Source organism: Rhizobium sp. SAFR-030 (assembly GCF_059415005.1).
Map to the genome: position 1 here is coordinate 367,001 of NZ_JBPFDO010000004.1, position 17,190 is coordinate 384,190.

Here is a 17,190-nt window from a genome sequence, read left to right on the forward strand (position 1 = left end):
CAGCCAAAAACGTCCGGTTGCTGAGAAGGTTCCGCAGGATGGAGTACGAGGCTGGGTTCAGGCGGCTGCCTTGACTGCCTCGTTGAAGAACAGTGCCTGGCTGATCAGAGCCTTCACCATGTCCGGGTTGAACGGCTTGGTGACCAGGAAGGCCGGCTCCGGACGTTCGCCGGTCAGCAGGCGCTCCGGGAACGCGGTGATGAAGATGACCGGCACGGTGGTGGCCTTGAGGATCTCGTTGACGGCATCAATGCCCGAGCTGCCATCGGCAAGCTGGATATCGGCCAGCACCATCTTCGGATGCGAGCTCTGGAACAGAGCAACGGCTTCCTTGTGAGTGCGAGCGATGCCGGTGACGCGGTGACCCAGGTCCTGAACCATCTGCTCGATGTCGAGCGCGATCAGCGGCTCGTCCTCGATGATCATGATGTCGGTCGCGACCTGACGCGAGATTTCACGCGATGCCTCATCGAGCAGGCGGGTGACTTCTTCCATGTCGACTTCGAGGATTTCGGCCGTCTCTTCAAGCGTAAAGCCTTCGACCGAGATCAGCAGAAAAGCATGCCTGGACTGGGAGGGAAGATTGGCAAGATTGGCAACCGCGCGCTGCTCCCAGGCGAAGGGAGATTCGATCGGGCGGATCTCGATGGCGGTGGAACCAAAGATCTTGACGAAGAGTTTGTAGAGCGAAACGCGGTCCTTGGACGTCTCCGGAAAAATGGAAACATCGGCGATCAACGCTTCCAGGACCGCAGCGACATATGCGTCTCCCGACGTCTGCGAGCCGGTTACGGCACGAGCGTAACGGCGCAGATAAGGAAGGTGGGACGCAACGCGTGTGGTGAGTGACATACAGAATCTCCCCTGATGCCCAATGGGCAATTTACGTGGTATCAACGGACATCTAGACAAAATAGTTCCGTCTGTGGGGAACTATTTTTAATTCCATCCATTCCCATCCGACGATACCGCAATAGGCTGCCTGCGTGATGAGTGACGACGAAACCAGAAAACAAGAAAAAATGACGACAGCACAATCGAATAGCATCCGGGCAGGCGCTCCGCAGCCGAACGCCTCGATTTCGCGCAAGCTGCGGGAGTTCTACGACGCTGTCCAGGAAGAGGGCATCCCGGATCGGTTTTTGGAGCTTCTCGAGCGTCTCGACGAGGCCGAAAAGAACGCCAAGTCGGTGACTGCGAAATGACAATCAAGGACGAGGACGTCGACCGCGCTTTTAAGCGCGACCTTTTGGCATCCCTGCCGAATTTGCGCGCCTTTGCAGTTTCTTTGACCGGCCGGCACGACAAGGCCGACGACCTGGTGCAGGACACTATCATGAAGGCCTGGGCCAACCAGACCAGCTTTACGCCTGGCACAAACATGCGTGCCTGGCTGTTTACGATCCTGCGCAACGAATTCTACAGCCAGATGCGCAAGCGCGGTCGCGAAGTTCAGGACAGCGATGGCCTGTTCAGCGAACGCTTTTCCGTGCATCCGGAACAGTATGGCCGCCTCGATCTGCAGGATTTCCGCAAGGCGCTCGACACGCTTCCGGACGACCAGCGCGAAGCGATCATCCTGGTCGGCGCAGCAGGCTTTGCCTACGAGGAAGCCGCATCGATCTGCGGCTGCGCCGTCGGCACCATCAAGAGCCGTGTCAGCCGTGCCCGCACCCGTCTCCAGGAACTTCTGGGCGTCGCGGGTGAAGGCGACTACGGTCCTGATCCGGGCGATGCGGCGATCACATCGCGCGCTTTCGGCAGCTAAAAGACGTTAGAGCTGGTGGAAGCCGTTCAAGCCATCTCGCCCTGTGAGGCGGCGAGCACGGCTTCCACCAGCTTTTCGTCGTCGAATGGTTTGGCAATCACGGCTACGCCGGGAAAATCCGCAAGTCCGAGCCGCTCGCGCTTGTCGACGGACGAGAATACCAGTCCCGTTCCGGTCCGGCTTCGCCGTTGAAGCAGCGCCACAACAGGATCCGACAGCAGCTCCGTATCGATGAGGATGACGTCGGCATGCGACGTCTCGATCGACGCTGCCGCATCGCGCGGAACGACGATTTCAGTCGAACATCCCAATGAATCGCCCAGAACCTGTTCCGATTCGAGGGCTACAAGAAATTCAACATCGATGATAAGGACGTGCACACGGTTATTCCCTTGTCACGAGGACAAGTGGCGTAGACCAACTAATTCGATGCCGGTCATTTAAAAAAGACACATCGGAATCGGGATTGTTCATCTAAGGTCGATCAACATCCCGTATTTTCCGAGTCGTAGATGGCACAGACCAAGCCGCTAAGCCCCTCACGAATTCCCTGCGAACTCTGTCCCTTGCGTCGGCGCGAGAGCTTTCGCGATTTCACCGCCGAAGAACTGGCCTTCGTGTCGTCCTTCAAGATCGGCGAATTGGCAACCGATCCCGGTGCGACGATCATCGTCGAGGGCGAAATGCACCCGCAGCTTTACACGGCGATGGCCGGCTGGGGCTTCCGCTACAAGATCCTCGAGGACGGCCGCCGGCAGATCCTCAACTATATCCTGCCGGGAGACCTGATCGGTCTGCAGGGCACCTTGATGACGGAGATGCTGCATTCGGTGGAAGCGCTGACGCGCATGACGCTGTGCATTTTCGAGCGCGACCGACTGACATCGCTGTTCCGCAATCATCCGTCGCTGGCCTATGACCTCACCTGGATTGCGTCGCGTGAGGAATCCATGCTCGACGAGCACCTGCTGAGCATCGGCCGGCGCACGGCAATCGAGCGGGCCGCCTATCTGCTGTCGTTCCTCGACAACCGTGCGCACGTGGTCGGCGTGTTCGGCGAGGATGGCCCGAAGATCCTGCCGCTGACCCAGCAGCACGTCGCCGATACGCTGGGCCTATCGCTGGTGCATACCAACAAGACGCTCCGCAAACTGGCCGATCTCGGCACCATCCGGTGGCTGGATCGCGGCTGCGAGGCCCTGGAGCGGGAAAAGCTGATGGATATTGCAGGCTGGCGACCAGCTAACGAAAAACTGCGCCCGTTCATCTGACCGAGCGCAGTTATTAGCGGTGGACGGCAGTCTCTCGCAGGCACGCAACACATGCTCTATGAGAGCGGAACCGGCCTATTCGCCCGGCGTGTTGCGGGCAGAACCGCCCAGCATGCGGAGCACCACGAGACCGACGCCGCCAGTGACGGCGGCAGCCATCAACGGCCGCGACTTCATCATGATCGGAAGCGCCGAAAGAGCCGCCGTCACCATCAGCGTGCGATTGCCCGCGGCAGCTTCGCGCCGATGGCGTTCCTCCGCCTTGTTCTTGAGAGCGAGGATGCCGACGACGATCAGCGCGATGATCAGTGACACAAGGGCGATCAGACCGAACGCTGCCGCCGGATGCATCATCGTCGACAGGTAGATCGCCAGCGCGGCAACACCTGCGCCATAGGCGGTCAGGATGAACAGTCCGGCAATCGCATAAAAGACGGCTGTACGTCGCAGGCGTCCGACGGTGGCACGCATGTCCACCGCCAGAAGCGACGCCAGAAGAGGCGCTAATCCGCCCATGTCAGCGACGCGACAGCAGCGCGAAGAGGAAGCCGAGACCGGCGGCGATCGCCACCGACTGCAGCGGCTTGGTGCGGATCTGGCGTTCCAGGTCCTTTTCCATCGACATTGCCTGGGCGCGCGCGGCATCCATCATCTGCGCAGAGGCGCCCATCGCTTCGTTGGAAGCCCGGCGTGCCTTGACCTTGAGATCATCCGCCTTCGAATTGCCGGCCGCGGCGACTGCGCGGGCCAGGCCGGCAATGTCTTCGCGCAGCTGGTGCAACTGCTTCTCGATGTCTGCCTGCGAGCCAGCACGCGAAAAGTCGTTCGGCGAATTCATGGACATATCGTTCTCCTCAAGGAACTGAAGGTTAGACGACCGGAGCAACAGTTGCTCCCATCATCTCCCGCCCGCGCGGAAGAAGTCCGCAGTCGGCCGTTTCGCCCCGTCAACGACGATCGGCCGATTTTGTTCCATCCGCCGCGCCGGCCGTAGACGACGGTGGCTCCGGCCATGCCGCCACCCCGCCGCTCCAGGTTTCAAACGCTTTGGACAGGCGCAGCACGAACTGGTCCGCATAGCGCGGGCCGACGATCTGCAGCCCGATCGGCATGCCGGATCGCGAAAATCCGCAATTGATCGAGGCCGCCGGCTGTTCGGACATGTTCCACGGGACCGTGAAGCCAATGTGCTCGAACGGCAGTGCGGGATCATTGGTCGGCGATGCCCACTCCGCCGGATAGGAAACAATCGGATTGGTCGGCGAGATGACCGCGTCGAGCCCGGAAAACAGCCTGCCGCAGCTCTTGCGCATCTCGATTGTCTGGTTGAAGCCGCGCACCGCATCGGCTCCCGAGACGTCCGCGCCGCCTTTCGCCCATTCGTAGATGTAGGGGAGAATCATCTGGCGGCGTTCATCGCTCATCGCCTCGATATCTCCCCAGAACCGCGACCGCCAGAAATTGTCGAGGCCGTCCAGCATGCCACGCGTCATGACCGGTCCAACGGGGATCACCTCGGCGCCCGCCTGCTCGAACAGGCGGGCGGCGGCAAGCACCGCATCCGCGACCTCTTCCTCCACGGCAAGGCCGATGCCGGCGTCCATCATCAGGCCGATCTTCAAGCCGCGCACGTCGATGTCGAGGTCCAGCCAGTCGAAGTCATTGGGCGGCAGCGATGTCCCGTCGCGCCAGTCGGGGCGCGACAGCGTCGCCATCGACAGAGCTGCATCCTCGACGGTGCGTGTCATCGGGCCGGCGCAACGGCCGACGTAATAGGGATCGACTGGGATGCGGCCCTGGCTCGGCTTGAAGCCGAAAATCCCGGTCCAACCCGCCGGCAGCCGTATCGATCCGCCGATATCCGTGCCGATATGCAGAGGGCCGAAGCCGGCAGCCGCCGCCGCCGAAGCACCGGCGCTCGATCCGCCGGGGTTCTGGCTGAGGTCCCACGGATTGCGGCTCAGCTTGTGGAAGCTTGAAAGACCGGACGATAGCATGCCGTAGTCCGGACAGGTGGTCTTGGCAAAAATCACCGCCCCGTCTTCACGGCAGCGCGCGGCGATCGGCGCATCTTCCGCGGCGGGAACGAGTTCGACCGCCCTCGTCCCGAGCGGCACCGGCTGGCCTTTGGTGGCGATCAGCTCCTTCAGCGTCACCGGGATCCCGTCGAGTCCGCCGAGCGTCTCCCCGTGCAGCCAGCGATGGCTCGAGGCCGCCGCCTGTGCCCGGGCGCTTTCCGGATCGTACAGATAGAGCGCCTGCACATGCGGCTCGAATGCCGCAACACGCTCCTCCACCGCCTGCCAGTACTCGACGGGAGACAGCTTTTTCTCAGCAAACAGGTCCCGGACCTGCCGGATGGTCAACGTCAGCAGTTCGTTCATGGCGATGTCTTCGTCTCGAGGTCAGCTTTGGTCACGGGGATCGAGCAGGTCGCGCAGGCCGTCGCCCAGCATGTTGAGGCCGAGCACCGCAAGCGCGATGGCAAGGCCGGGAAGAAGGGCGAGCCAGGGGGCCTGGCCGAGATAGGTCTGGGCATCGGCCAGCATTCGCCCCCAGGTGGGGGTGGGCGGCGGCATGCCAAGCCCGAGGAAACTGAGGCCGGCCTCCGTCAGGATTGCCAGACCGAGCTGAATCGTCACCTGCACGATGATCTGGTTGGAGATGTTCGGCAGGATATGCGTCAGCGTGATCTTCGTCCGGTTGCGGCCCATGCCGATGGCAGCCGTCACATAGTCGCGAGCCCAGATCTGTCGCGCGGCACCCAGCGTCAGGCGGGCGAAAACCGGCACCATGAACACGGCAATGGCGATGATTGCCGTGAACCGCCCGGAGCCGATGAAGGCGCCGAGCAGCATGGCTGAGAGGATCGGCGGCACGGCAAAGACGATGTCGCAGCCGCGCATGACCAGCGTTTCAATGAAGCCGCGCGTGGCCGCAACAGAAACGCCGAGCGCGGTGCCGAGCGTAGCACCAAGCGCGACCGCGAGCGCCGAGGTGGAGAGCGAGTTCCAAGCGCCGACCATCAGCATCGACGCCACGTCGCGGCCGAACTGGTCGGTGCCCAGCAGTCCCTGCGCCAGCGGCGGCTTCAGCTTGTGGACGATCTGCATCTTCGTCGGCGACATCGGCGTCCAGACCAGCGACAGGAGCGCAACGGCCACCAGCAACAGCGTCACGACGAGCCCGATGACGAAGGTCGGGCGGCGCAGAACCGAAAGCCTTCTCATGCGCCCGCCCGCAGTCTCGGGTCGATCACCAGATAGGCGACATCGACGATGAAGTTCATGACGATCACCAGCGCCGCGAAGAACAGCACCACGTCCTGCATGACGACGACGTCGCGCTGGGCAAGCGCCTGGAACGCAAGCCTGCCGACCCCGGGAAGGTTGAAGACGTTCTCGACAAGCACCGCCCCCGCGATCAGGAAGGTGAACTGCAGCCCGAGCATGGTGACGACCGGGATCAGGGCGTTCGGCACGGCATGGCGCCAGAGAGCAAGCCCCTCCGACAGGCCCTTCGAGCGAGCGGTGCGAACAAAATCCTCGTTCATCACCTCCAGCACGGCCGAGCGAGTGACGCGGGTGAGCACCCCCGCCTGCGGCAGGGCCAGGGCCACGGCCGGCAGCACCAGAGCCTTCAGAGCGGCAAACGGATCGGCGCTCCAACCGGGAAAGCCGCCCGCCGGCATCCAGCCGAGGATCGTCGAGAACAGGATGATCAGCAGCAGCCCGACCCAGAAGGCCGGCACCGCGATACTGAGATGCGAAAACAGTCCGGCGACCACATCCATCAGGCCGTTCTGGTGGCGCGCCGCCTGCACGCCGAGCGGCACGGCGATGGCCACCGACAGAAGAACGGCTATCAGCGCGAGCGGGATCGTTACCACCAGCCGCTCGGCGATCAGTCCGGCGACCGGAACGCCGTAGGTATAGGACTGTCCGAGATCACCCTGCAGGACGCCGAAAAGCCAGGCGAGGTAGCGAACGGCGAGCGGCCGGTCGAGCCCCATCTCCTTCTGCAGGGCCGCCAGCGTATCCGGGCTTGCCGACGTACCGAGAATGACGGAGGCCGGATCGCCCGGCAGCAGGTCCATGACCGTGAAGATCAGCAGTGACACGACCATCAGCGTGACGACGAGACCCGCGAGCCGGCGGGCAAGCAGTGAGATCATCGCAGCCGTGTCCCCAAAAACTGGCTCGACAGCGCTGACTGCTTGAGAACCTCTCCCCGCCCTTCCCACAATCGGGGTGGCTGAACCGGACCGAACCGCCGAGTTTCGATCAATGCGTGCGCGTGCCGCGCATCACCCCTACCCTTGGCGAGTAAATGGCCGGTAGGAAAGAATGGAACGTCAACGGCAAGCGGTTCGGCGGAGGTCATGATCACTCCACCCAATGAACCTCGGAGAGCACGTTCGACGGGATCGGCTCGTTCTCCCACAGACCCTGCACCTTCTTGTCCCACACGCCGAGCTTCGGCATGACGAACAGGAACAGCGCCGGCACGTCGTCGGCAAGGATCTTCTGCGCCTCGCCGTAAAGCGTCTCCTGCTCGGAAGCGTCGGCCGTCGCCTCGACCTTCTTCAGGATCTCGTTGAAGGCCGGGTTTTTGTAGCCGAAGTAGTACGGATCACGAGCGTAGATATCGATGTCCATCGGCTCGGCATGGGCGACGATGGTCATGTCGAAATTGCCGCCCTTGAACACGTCGGCCACCCATTTCGCCGGAAACTCGGTGGTCTCGATGGTCATGGTCACACCGATTTCCGCAAGCATCGCCTGCAGCATCTGCGACGAGCGCTGCGCATAAGCCATCTGCGGCGCCTTCATCGTGAACGCGAAGCCATCAGGATATCCCGCCTCCGCCAGCAGTGCCTTGGCCTTCTCCACGTCATACGGGTGAGTGCCGGTCAGGTCGATATAGCCGCGGTCATTGGGCGTATAGTGGCTGCCGATCGACGTACCGAAGCCCGACCATGCGCCTTCCACCAGCGACGGGCGGTCGATAGCCATCATCAGCGCCTGGCGGACCCGCTTGTCGTCGAACGGCTTCCTGGCATTGTTCATGCCGGCAACCACCTTCAGCTCGGTATTGCCGATGACCGTCGCCAGCCGGGGATCGTCCTTGAAGCTCTCGATCAGCTCCGGCGCGCCGAATTCCGGGAAGGCATCCACGTCGCCGGCCTTCAGGGCGGCCGCCTGCGCCTGCGGATCGGCGATGAAGCGGAACGTTGCATTCTCCAGCTTCGCGGCAGCCGCCGCATTCCAGTAGTCGGCATTCTTTGCGAGATCGACCTTGGAGCCCTTGGCCCAGCCGGCGAACTTGAAGGGGCCGGTCCCGACCGGCGTCGTCTTGTTGTTGTCTGCCGACTTCGGCGCGACGATGACCGAGGACGGCCAGCCGAGCCAGTAAAGCAGGCTGCCGGCCGGCTGCTTCAGCTTCAGCACAAGCGTCCCGGCGTCGGGTGCTTCCACGGTGTCGATCGCGGCAAAATAGCGCTTCTGCGGATTGACGGAATCGGCGCCCCGGGCGCGGTCGATGGAGAATTTCGCAACGCTTGCGTCGAAGGCTTCGCCATCATGGAATTTCACGCCTGGGCGCAGCTTGAACGTATAGGTCAGACCGTCCGGCGCGATGGACCAGCTCTCGGCAAGCTGCGGCTGCACCTTGCCCTGGCGATCGATCGTGGTCAGTCCCTCGAAGATATTCTGCCAGGTGACCTGACCGATCGCCACTGGAGCGGCAATCGTCGGGTCCAAGCCTGCGGGCTCAACCGCCATGCCGAGCGTCAACCCGGTCTTCGGTGCCGCCTGCGCTGAGGCGCCGGTGGAGAGCAGCAGCCCGGCGGTGATCGAGAGGCTGAAAAGGGCGCGGCGTGTCAAGGCCGTCGAGTTGGAGCGGAACCTGCTGGCCATGCGTCGAAATCCCCTTGTTTCTCGTCCTGCCGAACGTCGATGACCGGCCGGCGGACATTTATGCGAAGAGAGTGGCACTTCGCATGCGCACACACAATTAGCATTTTTGTGTGCTGCGTGTAGCGGTAATCGCTACACTGGTTTCTTCGATCTCGAACCGGTCTTCGCATGCTCCGCACCGTGCATGAACGCCTCGATGAAATCGACGAGCTTGCCGGCAGCGTAGGACAGCTGACGGTCCGGCGCTACGCAGAGGTCGATGGCCGTGCGCACGCCCTTGCCGGCCGAGATCGGGATGGCGGCCAGCAGGCCGAGATCGACCTCCCGCTGCACGGTCAGCGCCGGCAGCAGCGTCACCGCCGCCTCGCGCAGCACCAGTTCCTTCAGCATTTCCAGAGAGCCGGTGACGAAGACCGGATCAAGCTCGATGCCAAGTTTGGCGAACTGCTCCTCGAACGCTTGGCGGGCGCCAAAAGTCTTGTCCGGCAAGGCCAGCGGCAGGGTGGCAATCTCCTTCAGCGTGATCTCCGGGCGGCCGGCGGCCGGATGGTTGCCCCAGGTGATCAGTTCGTAGGTGATCTCCGAGCGCAGCCGCACCTTCACCCCGGCCATCTTCTGCGCAAACAGGGTCACCACCAGATCCGCCTCGGCACTGGCAAGCGCCTCGATCGCTTGGCGGGCGCTGGTGATCGCGACTTCGAACCGCAGCTTCGGGTAGCGCAGGCTGAACTGTGCCAGCACCGGCGCCAGCAGATTGGCGACCGTCGCGCCGTTGGCATAGATGGTGACCTTGCCGCGCTGCAGCCCCTGCAGGTCGTCGATCAGCTGGTGGACATGTTCAAGCTCGCGCAGCGTCCGCCCTGCCCGCGCTGCCAGAAGCTCCCCGGCTGCCGTCAGCCGGATGCCGCGATTGGAGCGTTCGACCAGCGTCGTTCCGAAATAGTGCTCGAGGTTCTCGATCTGCCGGCTGACGGCAGTCGGTGCGACGTTCAGGTTCTCGGCGGCCGCGCGCATGGAGTTGGTGCGCACCAGCTCGTCGAAATACATGAGGGCACGAAGCTGCATGGAGGGTCCGCCCGCCGCAATGACATGTTCCCGACGCCGGACCTCGCTCAGGTCCGGCGGAAGCCTTCGCTGGCGACCAGCAACTGGCGCGTATAATCGGCGGAGAATTCCCGCTGCTCCAGCGCCTCGACGGACACCATCTCGACGACCTTGCCCTTGCGCATCACCGCAAGCCGCTCGCACATATGGCTGATGACGCCGAGATCGTGGCTGACCATGATGAAGGTCAGGCCGCGATCCTTGCGAGCCTGTTCGAGCAGGTTGAGGATTTCCGCCTGGATTGACGCGTCGAGAGCCGATGTCGGCTCGTCGAGCAGCAGGATTTTCGGCTCGAGGATCAGAGCCCGGGCAATCGCGATGCGCTGCCGCTGGCCGCCCGAGAGCTGGTGCGAGTAGCGGAACCGGAAGCCGGCCCCCAAGCCCACCTCGTCCAGTGCCCGGGCAATGCGCGTATCGACATCGGTGAAGCCGTGGATCTCGAGCGGCTCCAGCAGCAGCCGGTCGACCGTCTGGCGCGGATGCAGCGAGCCGTAGGGATCCTGGAACACCATCTGCACGGTGCGATAGAAGCTCTTGTCGCGCTTGCGGCCGGTATAGTTGTGCCCGGAGACCGACAGCGATCCGGATTCGAAGGCGTTGAGGCCTGCCACCGCCCGCAGAAGCGTCGATTTTCCGGAGCCGGATTCACCGACGATGCCGAACGATTCCCCTTTGGCCACGTCGAGGCTGACGCCGTCGATCGCCACGAACTCGTCGAAGGCGACAACCATGTCACGGATGGAAACTGCACTCGCCGTCATGCCGCCCACTCCGGCTTGCGCTCCAGGACCGGCAGAGGATGCCGGTCAGAACCGATCGTCGGCAGGCAGTTCAGCAATCCCTGCGTATAAGGATGCCTTGCTTCGGAAAGATTGGCCGAGGACAGTTCCTCCACCACCCGGCCGGCATACATCACCAGTACCCGGTCGCAGAACGAGGAGACCAGCCGCAGGTCGTGGCTGATGAAGATCAGCCCCATGCCACGTTCGGCCACGAGCTTGTCGAGAATGCCGAGCACGTCGAGCTGCACCGTCACGTCGAGCGCCGAGGTCGGTTCGTCGGCGATCAGCAGTTCCGGGCCGCAGATCAGCATCATGGCGATCATGACGCGCTGGCCCATGCCGCCCGAGACTTCGTGCGGATAGAGATCGAAGACCCGTTCCGGATCGCGGATCTGCACCGCCTCAAGCATTGCCAGCGCCCGCGCCCTGCCCTCCTTGGCCGACACGCGCTCGTGGGTTCGCAGTGTCTCGATGATCTGCTTGCCGATCGGCATCACCGGGTTGAGCGAGTATTTCGGGTCCTGCAGGATCATCGCCACCCGCTTGCCACGCAGATCGCGTCGCTGGCGGGCCGAAGCCGACAGGAGGTCGATGCCGTCGAAATTCAGCCTGTCGGCGGTGATCTTCGCGTGGCCTGGGGTGAGCCCCATGATCGCCCGGCCGGTCTGCGACTTGCCGGAGCCGCTTTCGCCGACGATGCCGAGCCGCTCCTTGCCGAGCGTGAACGATACGCCGCGCACCGCATCGATAACGCCGGTGCGCGTCGGGAAGGATACCCGCAGGTTGTCGACTGTCAGAAGCGTGCTCATTGGCCGGCCTCCTTCGGATCAAGCGCATCGCGCAGACCATCGCCCAACAGGTTGAAGCCGAGGCTGACGATGAGGATGGCAAAGCCCGGCATGGCCGCGACCCACCACTGATCGAGAATGAAGCGGCGACCCGACGCGATCATCGCACCCCATTCGGGCAGCGGCGGCTGGGCGCCGAGGCCGAGGAAGCCGAGCCCGGCAGCGGTCAGGATGATGCCGGCCATGTCAAGCGTGACGCGCACGATCAGCGACGAGGTGCAGAGCGGCATGACATGGCGCAACACGATGCGGAACGGCGACGCGCCCATCAACTGGACCGCAGAGATGAATTCCGAGTTGCGGAACGTCAGCGTCTCGGCCCGGGCGATGCGCGCATAGGGCGGCCAGGAGGTGACGGCGATCGCAAGCACTGCGTTCTCGATGCCGGGACCGAGTGCCGCAACCAGCGCCAGTGCCAGGACAAGCTTCGGGAACGCCAGGAAGATGTCGGTGATGCGCATCAGGATGGCATCGACCCATCCGCCGGCATAGCCGGACACGGTGCCGACGATCAGCCCGATCGGCGCGGCGATGATTGCCACCAGCACCACCACGAACAGCGTCAGCCGCGAACCGTGCAGCAGGCGCGAGAGGATGTCGCGACCCTGGTCGTCGGTGCCGAGCCAGTAGCCGGCGGTGCCGGGCGGCAGCAGGCGAGCATTGCGCAGATCACCCTGCACCGGATTGTACGGCGCCAGAATATCGGCGAAGGCCGCGATGAACAGCAGCGCCAGGATGATGCCGAGCCCGACAAGCGCCAGCCGGTTTTCCGAAAAGCGCTGCCAGATGACATAGGCGCGTCCGAGCTTCGCCTGCCGGCGCGATGTGGGCCGGTCGGAGAGCAGCCAGTCGCGGCTGTAGGGTTTGAGGTCGGTCGCGGCGCTCATCGGCTGCGTGTCCTTGGATCGAGCGTCCGGTAAAGCAGGTCGGAGAACAGGTTGATGCCGATGAACACGGCACCGATGACGATCGTGCCGCCGAGCACGGCGTTCATGTCTGCGTTCTGCAGCGAATTGGTGATGTAGAGGCCAAGCCCTGGCCAGGCGAAGATCGTCTCGGTGAGCACCGAGCCTTCGAGCAGGCCGGCATAAGACAGCGCAATGACCGTCACCAGCGGCACGGCGGCGTTCCGCAGCGCGTGGAACCAGATGATGCGGGTCTCCGAAAGCCCCTTGGCGCGCGCCGCCACGATGTATTCCTGGCTGAGTTCGTTCAGCATGAAGGACCGCGTCATCCGGCTGATATAGGCAAGCGAGAAATAGCCGAGCAGGCCGGCCGGTAGGATGATGTGGCGGAACAGGTCCCACAGCACATCCCATTGCCGCTGCCACAGGGCATCGATCAGATAGAAGCCGGTCTGCGGAGTGAAGGTGAATTCGAACACCAGATCCATGCGGCCGGGATAGGCCACCCAGTTCAGCCGGGCGTAAAACACCAGCAGCGCCAGAAGGCCGAGCCAGAAGATCGGTACCGAATAGCCGATCAGGCCGATGATCCGGACGATCTGGTCGGCGATGCTACCCCGCTTGACGGCCGCCAGGACGCCGAGCGGAATGCCGAGCACCGAGCCGATGAGGGTGCCGAGCGTCGCAAGTTCGATGGTCGCCGGAAAGACGCGCTTGATGTCGGTCATCACCGGATTGGTGGTCAGCACCGAGATGCCGAAATCACCCGACAGCGCCTGCTTCATGTAGAGGAAGAACTGCTGCCACAGCGGCAGATTGAGGCCCAGCTGTTCGCGGACGCGCTCCACGACATGCGCCGGCGCCCGGTCGCCGACGATCGCCAGCGCCGGATCGATGGGAATGACCCGGCCGATGAAAAAGGTCACCGCCATCAGCCCCAGGAAGGTGGTGATGACGGTGATGATGAAGCCGAGGATTGCCCGGCCGCGGGCGTGGGCGCGGCGTCTGCCGCGCCCCGCGCGCATTTGTGTCTCAACGATGCTCAAAGCGGGAACCTAACCGGTTCAATCCTTGGAGATATTGTAGACGAAGTTGGTGTCGAAGCTCGGTCCGAGCTTGAAGCCCTTCAGCTTCGCGGAATAGCCGGCAACTTCGGTCTGCTGGAAGATCACCACGAACGGGCTGGTGGTGAGCGCCTTCTTCTGCAGGTCCTCGTAGATTGCCGCGCGCTTGGCGCTATCCTTCTCGAGCAGCGCCGACTGCGTCTGCTTCGTCAGCTCCGGAACGTCCCAGGCGTTGCGCCAGGCAAGCGTCTTGTTCTTGCCTTCGTCGGAGTTGTCGTAGTTGATGGTGAAGGTCTCGGCATTCGAGTTCGGGTCGAAATAGTCCGAACCCCACTGGCCGATATAGATGTCGTGCGTGCGGGCGCGGAACTTGGTCAGCGTCTGCTTGCCGTCGCCCGGGATGATCTCGAGCTTGATGCCGGCCTGCGCCAGCGTCTGCTGCACGCTTTCGGCAATGCCGGTCACCGGCTGCGTATTGCGCACATCCATGGTGACGGTGAAGCCGTCTGCCAGGCCAGCCTTGGCCAGCAGTTCCTTCGCCTTGGCGACGTCGAGCTTGTAAGGCTTCTCGTCGAGCGCGCCAAGCTGGCCCTTCGGCAGGAAGGTCTGGTGGATTTCGCCGATGCCCTTGATCAGCGTTTCGCCGATCGCGTCGTAGTCGACGAGATACTTGAAGGCTTCAACAACTTCGGGCTTGGCCAGGTTCTTGTTCTTCTGGTTGAGGCTGAAGTAATAGAGCGTGCCCTTCGGCGCCGACGTCGTGCTGAGGCCGTCCTTCTTCGACACGGCTTCCACGTCACCCGGCTCAAGGTTGCGGGCGATGTCGATATCGCCGTTCTCCAGTGCCAGACGCTGGCCGGAGCTTTCCTTCATGTGACGGTAGACGACCCGCTTCAGCTTCGGCTTTTCGCCGTAGTAGTTCGGGTTGACCTCCATGATGACGGCTTCGTTGGCCTTCCAGCCCAGCACCTTGTAGGGGCCGGAACCGGCATAACCGGTCTTCAGGAATTCGTTGCCGAAATCGGTCTCGTATTTGTAGTCGGCGGTCGGCGTGACGGCCTTGGCCTTCTCTTCGATCAGCTTCTTGTCGACGACCGATGCGACGGTCGAGGTCAGCACGTTCAGCACGAAGCTCGGTGCATAGGGCTTGTCGACGGTCAGCACGAAGGTCGCGTCGTCGGTTGCCTTCGCCTTTTCCGTCACGTTGTCGCCCTTCAGGCCGAACTGCGTAAGCAGGAAGGCCGGCGACTTGTCGAGCTTGACGGCGCGCTCGAAGGAATAGGCGACGTCGGCTGCCGTCAGCGGGTTGCCGGAAGCGAACTTGAGGCCGGACTTCAGCTTGAACGTATAGGTCAGGCCGTCTTCCGAGGTCGTCCAGCTGTCGGCAAGGTCACCGATGACCTTCGACGTGTCGCTGATGTCGATCGTGACGAGCTTGCTGTAGCTGTTGCCGGTGACTTCGGCCGCCGAAAGTTCGAACGCTTCGCCCGGATCGAGCGAGATGATGTCGTCGATGGCGAAGCCCTCGACGAGCGTATCTGCCGGCGTGGCGGCGAACGCCTGCGGAGCCGACAGCATGACGAGCGACAGCGCGGCGCTGGTCGTCAGAATTCTAAGCGTGCGATCAATCGCGTTCTTCATGTCGTATGTTCCCATTTTTTTATGTTGAGCAAGTCGCGAGCAGGTCTTTCAGCGGGTTTCCCGCCAGACCTGGCCAAGAACCCTCATCCAGTTTTCCCGGCAAAGCTTGGCAAGATCGTCTTGAGCGTAGCCCGCGCTTTTCAGGGCTGCAACCAGTTTCTGGTTGCCGGCCGCATCGCGAATACTCTCGGGAACGGTGGCCCCGTCGAAGTCCGATCCAAGCGCCACGCAATCGATTCCCATGCGCTCCACCATGTAGTCGATATGGCGGACCATCAGGTCGAGCGAGGTCGCCGCATCGTCGCGTGCGTCGGGCCGCAGCATCGTCACGGCATAGTTGAGGCCGACGACGCCGCGCCGCTCGCGGATTGCATCCATCTGGCGATCGGTCAGGTTGCGCGCCACCTGGGTGAGCGCATGGACGTTGGAGTGGCTGGCGATCAGCGGCATTTCGGAGGTCTTGGCGACATCCCAGAAGCCCTGCTCGGTGATGTGGGCGAGATCGATGGCAATCCCCATCCGGTCGCATGCCTTGACGAGCTCGAAGCCGGCAGCGGTCAGCCCTGGCCCGGTGTCGGGCGTCAAGGGATAGGCGAACGGCACGCCGTGCCCGAAGATGTTGTTGCGGCTCCACACCGGCCCGAGAGACCGGAGTCCGGCGGCATGGAAGACCTCCAGTTCGGAAAGATCCGGGCCGATCGCCTCGCAGCCTTCCATATGCACGACGGCGGCGAAGATGCCGTCCGCCATGGCCGAGCGAATGTCTGCCGTCGACCGGCAGATCCGCCAGGCGCCTGCCCGCTCCAGCCGCAGCGCAAGCGCGAACTTCTCCATGGCGATGCCAAGCGACGGCGCGTGATCGAGCGGCGCGGCAAGCGGCGTGTGATAGTGGCCGCTGTCATCGGGCTCCTTGAGGATCAGGTCGCCGGACGGAATGTAGATTGCGCAGAGACCGCCGGCGAGACCACCGGCCTTGGCGCGAAGGCCGTCGATATGGCCTTCGGGCGTCCCGTGCAGGAACTCCTCCACCGGGTCGGCTCCGTTGCGCAAAGTGCGCCACAGCCGAAGGAGCACGTCGTTGTGACCGTCGAACACGAATTCCATCAGAAGTTTCCGAATTGATATTCCAGGATAGGTGAAGCTGATCCTAGGCCGATCGGGAAACCGACCGCAAGCCGCAAAGTGGAACTTAAGGCAGCCATCCCGCCTCGCCTGAGCGCGTCAGCAGCGGCGTGCGGAACACGCCGTGTACGCGTTCGCGCCAATCCGGACCGTAAGCGTCGAGGCTCGCATGCCAGCGTTCCGACTGCAGCATTGCCGCAGCGATGGCGACAGGCTGCACGTTGACCGCCCGCATCAGCGACAGGCCGGCGACGATCGACGTTCCGCTGGAGATGACGTCGTCGACCAGCACGACCCGCCGTCCCTCGAGCAGCGGCAGCATGCGCGGGTCGAGATACAGGCGCTTTGCCTGCTCCGGCGTGGTGATCGACGACAGCGGCACGGAAAGCCCCTCGTCGTACCAGAACTTGCGGGATGTGCCGCAAGCGACGTAGCGCGAATGGCCGAGCTTCTGGGCCAGTGCTGCGGCAAGCGTCAGGCCGAGCGTCGGCAGTCCGACGACGACCTGCGGATCGAGTGGCGCGACCTGCTCGGCAAGCTGCTGCGCCAGCGCATCGACGACGGGAAAACTTGCCTGGTTGATGATCAGCGAGCAGAGCGCATGCTGCCCGTCGGGCAGTGGCCGGATCGGCAACCGCAACTGTCTTTCGTCCCTCAGTGTCGCCGGGAAGAAGCTCTCGAAGGGTCCGCTGGTCGAAAAACTCCCGGCGGGATGGATCTCCTGCCAGAAATCGTGTGGCCGAAACTCGTTTGGCTGCATGAATGCG

At 63.2% G+C, this 17,190-nt stretch carries 19 protein-coding genes; 3 read left to right on the forward strand and 16 right to left on the reverse strand.

The annotated features are described in order from the left end of the window. Positions 1-57 precede the first annotated feature (57 nt). Positions 58-852, reverse strand: a complete 795-nt coding sequence (locus ACR65N_RS14715; protein WP_430304685.1) for a response regulator — start codon at positions 850-852, stop codon at positions 58-60. A gap of 170 nt (positions 853-1,022) precedes the next feature. On the opposite strand from ACR65N_RS14715, the gene ACR65N_RS14720 reads away from it, so the two are divergent. Beyond that, the gene (locus ACR65N_RS14720) at positions 1,023-1,205 is read left to right on the forward strand and encodes a NepR family anti-sigma factor (protein ID WP_430305014.1); all 183 of its coding nucleotides are present in this window, start codon (positions 1,023-1,025) and stop codon (positions 1,203-1,205) included. After that, a complete protein-coding gene (locus tag ACR65N_RS14725; protein WP_440457613.1) occupies positions 1,202-1,768 on the forward strand; it encodes an RNA polymerase sigma factor in 567 nt (188 codons plus the stop codon). Before ACR65N_RS14720 ends, ACR65N_RS14725 begins: the two co-directional genes overlap by 4 nt. 26 nt (positions 1,769-1,794) lie before the next feature. Here ACR65N_RS14725 and ACR65N_RS14730 read toward each other — a convergent pair whose 3' ends face one another. Further along, positions 1,795-2,148 (reverse strand): response regulator, encoded by a 354-nt coding sequence (locus ACR65N_RS14730; RefSeq protein WP_440457614.1) that lies wholly within the window; start codon positions 2,146-2,148, stop codon positions 1,795-1,797. Between the two features lie 132 nt (positions 2,149-2,280). On the opposite strand from ACR65N_RS14730, the gene ACR65N_RS14735 reads away from it, so the two are divergent. Beyond that, positions 2,281-3,039, forward strand: a complete 759-nt coding sequence (locus tag ACR65N_RS14735) for a Crp/Fnr family transcriptional regulator (RefSeq protein ID WP_440457615.1) — start codon at positions 2,281-2,283, stop codon at positions 3,037-3,039. A 75-nt stretch (positions 3,040-3,114) separates the two neighbouring features. On the opposite strand, the gene ACR65N_RS14740 is transcribed toward ACR65N_RS14735, so the two are convergent. From ACR65N_RS14740 to ACR65N_RS14805, 14 genes are all read right to left on the reverse strand, one after another. Further along, positions 3,115-3,510: a hypothetical protein gene (locus tag ACR65N_RS14740; protein WP_430304689.1), complete on the reverse strand. Its 396-nt coding sequence runs from the start codon at positions 3,508-3,510 to the stop codon at positions 3,115-3,117. Positions 3,511-3,556: 46 nt separating this feature from the next. After that, positions 3,557-3,883 carry an ElaB/YgaM/YqjD family protein gene (locus ACR65N_RS14745; RefSeq protein WP_430304690.1) on the reverse strand — a complete coding sequence of 109 codons (327 nt, stop codon included), beginning with the start codon at positions 3,881-3,883 and terminating at the stop codon, positions 3,557-3,559. A 103-nt stretch (positions 3,884-3,986) separates the two neighbouring features. After that, positions 3,987-5,423 (reverse strand): amidase, encoded by a 1,437-nt coding sequence (locus ACR65N_RS14750; RefSeq protein WP_440457616.1) that lies wholly within the window; start codon positions 5,421-5,423, stop codon positions 3,987-3,989. A gap of 21 nt (positions 5,424-5,444) precedes the next feature. Further along, on the reverse strand, positions 5,445-6,269 hold the full coding sequence (locus tag ACR65N_RS14755) for an ABC transporter permease (RefSeq protein WP_440457617.1): 825 nt from the start codon (positions 6,267-6,269) through the stop codon (positions 5,445-5,447). Next, positions 6,266-7,213 carry an ABC transporter permease gene (locus ACR65N_RS14760; RefSeq protein ID WP_440457618.1) on the reverse strand — a complete coding sequence of 316 codons (948 nt, stop codon included), beginning with the start codon at positions 7,211-7,213 and terminating at the stop codon, positions 6,266-6,268. The genes ACR65N_RS14755 and ACR65N_RS14760 overlap by 4 nt, the downstream gene beginning before the upstream one ends. Positions 7,214-7,424: 211 nt before the next feature. Further along, positions 7,425-8,957 (reverse strand): ABC transporter substrate-binding protein, encoded by a 1,533-nt coding sequence (locus ACR65N_RS14765; protein WP_440457619.1) that lies wholly within the window; start codon positions 8,955-8,957, stop codon positions 7,425-7,427. A gap of 132 nt (positions 8,958-9,089) precedes the next feature. Continuing rightward, positions 9,090-10,022, reverse strand: a complete 933-nt coding sequence (locus ACR65N_RS14770) for a LysR family transcriptional regulator (protein WP_440457620.1) — start codon at positions 10,020-10,022, stop codon at positions 9,090-9,092. Between the two features lie 47 nt (positions 10,023-10,069). Beyond that, entirely contained in the window at positions 10,070-10,822 is a 753-nt protein-coding gene (locus ACR65N_RS14775) for an ABC transporter ATP-binding protein (RefSeq protein ID WP_440457621.1), read from the reverse strand. Further along, positions 10,819-11,652, reverse strand: a complete 834-nt coding sequence (locus tag ACR65N_RS14780; protein WP_440457622.1) for an ABC transporter ATP-binding protein — start codon at positions 11,650-11,652, stop codon at positions 10,819-10,821. Before ACR65N_RS14780 ends, ACR65N_RS14775 begins: the two co-directional genes overlap by 4 nt. After that, positions 11,649-12,578: an ABC transporter permease gene (locus ACR65N_RS14785; protein WP_430304699.1), complete on the reverse strand. Its 930-nt coding sequence runs from the start codon at positions 12,576-12,578 to the stop codon at positions 11,649-11,651. Before ACR65N_RS14785 ends, ACR65N_RS14780 begins: the two co-directional genes overlap by 4 nt. Beyond that, positions 12,575-13,642, reverse strand: coding sequence for an ABC transporter permease (locus ACR65N_RS14790; RefSeq protein WP_440457623.1), 1,068 nt, complete (start codon positions 13,640-13,642; stop codon positions 12,575-12,577). The genes ACR65N_RS14785 and ACR65N_RS14790 overlap by 4 nt, the downstream gene beginning before the upstream one ends. An 18-nt stretch (positions 13,643-13,660) precedes the next feature. Then, positions 13,661-15,301 (reverse strand): ABC transporter substrate-binding protein, encoded by a 1,641-nt coding sequence (locus ACR65N_RS14795; protein WP_440457624.1) that lies wholly within the window; start codon positions 15,299-15,301, stop codon positions 13,661-13,663. 48 nt (positions 15,302-15,349) lie between these two features. Then, on the reverse strand, positions 15,350-16,405 hold the full coding sequence (locus tag ACR65N_RS14800) for a dipeptidase (RefSeq protein ID WP_440457625.1): 1,056 nt from the start codon (positions 16,403-16,405) through the stop codon (positions 15,350-15,352). 85 nt (positions 16,406-16,490) lie between these two features. After that, positions 16,491-17,183, reverse strand: a complete 693-nt coding sequence (locus ACR65N_RS14805; protein ID WP_440457626.1) for a phosphoribosyltransferase — start codon at positions 17,181-17,183, stop codon at positions 16,491-16,493. Between the last annotated feature and the right edge of the window lie 7 nt (positions 17,184-17,190).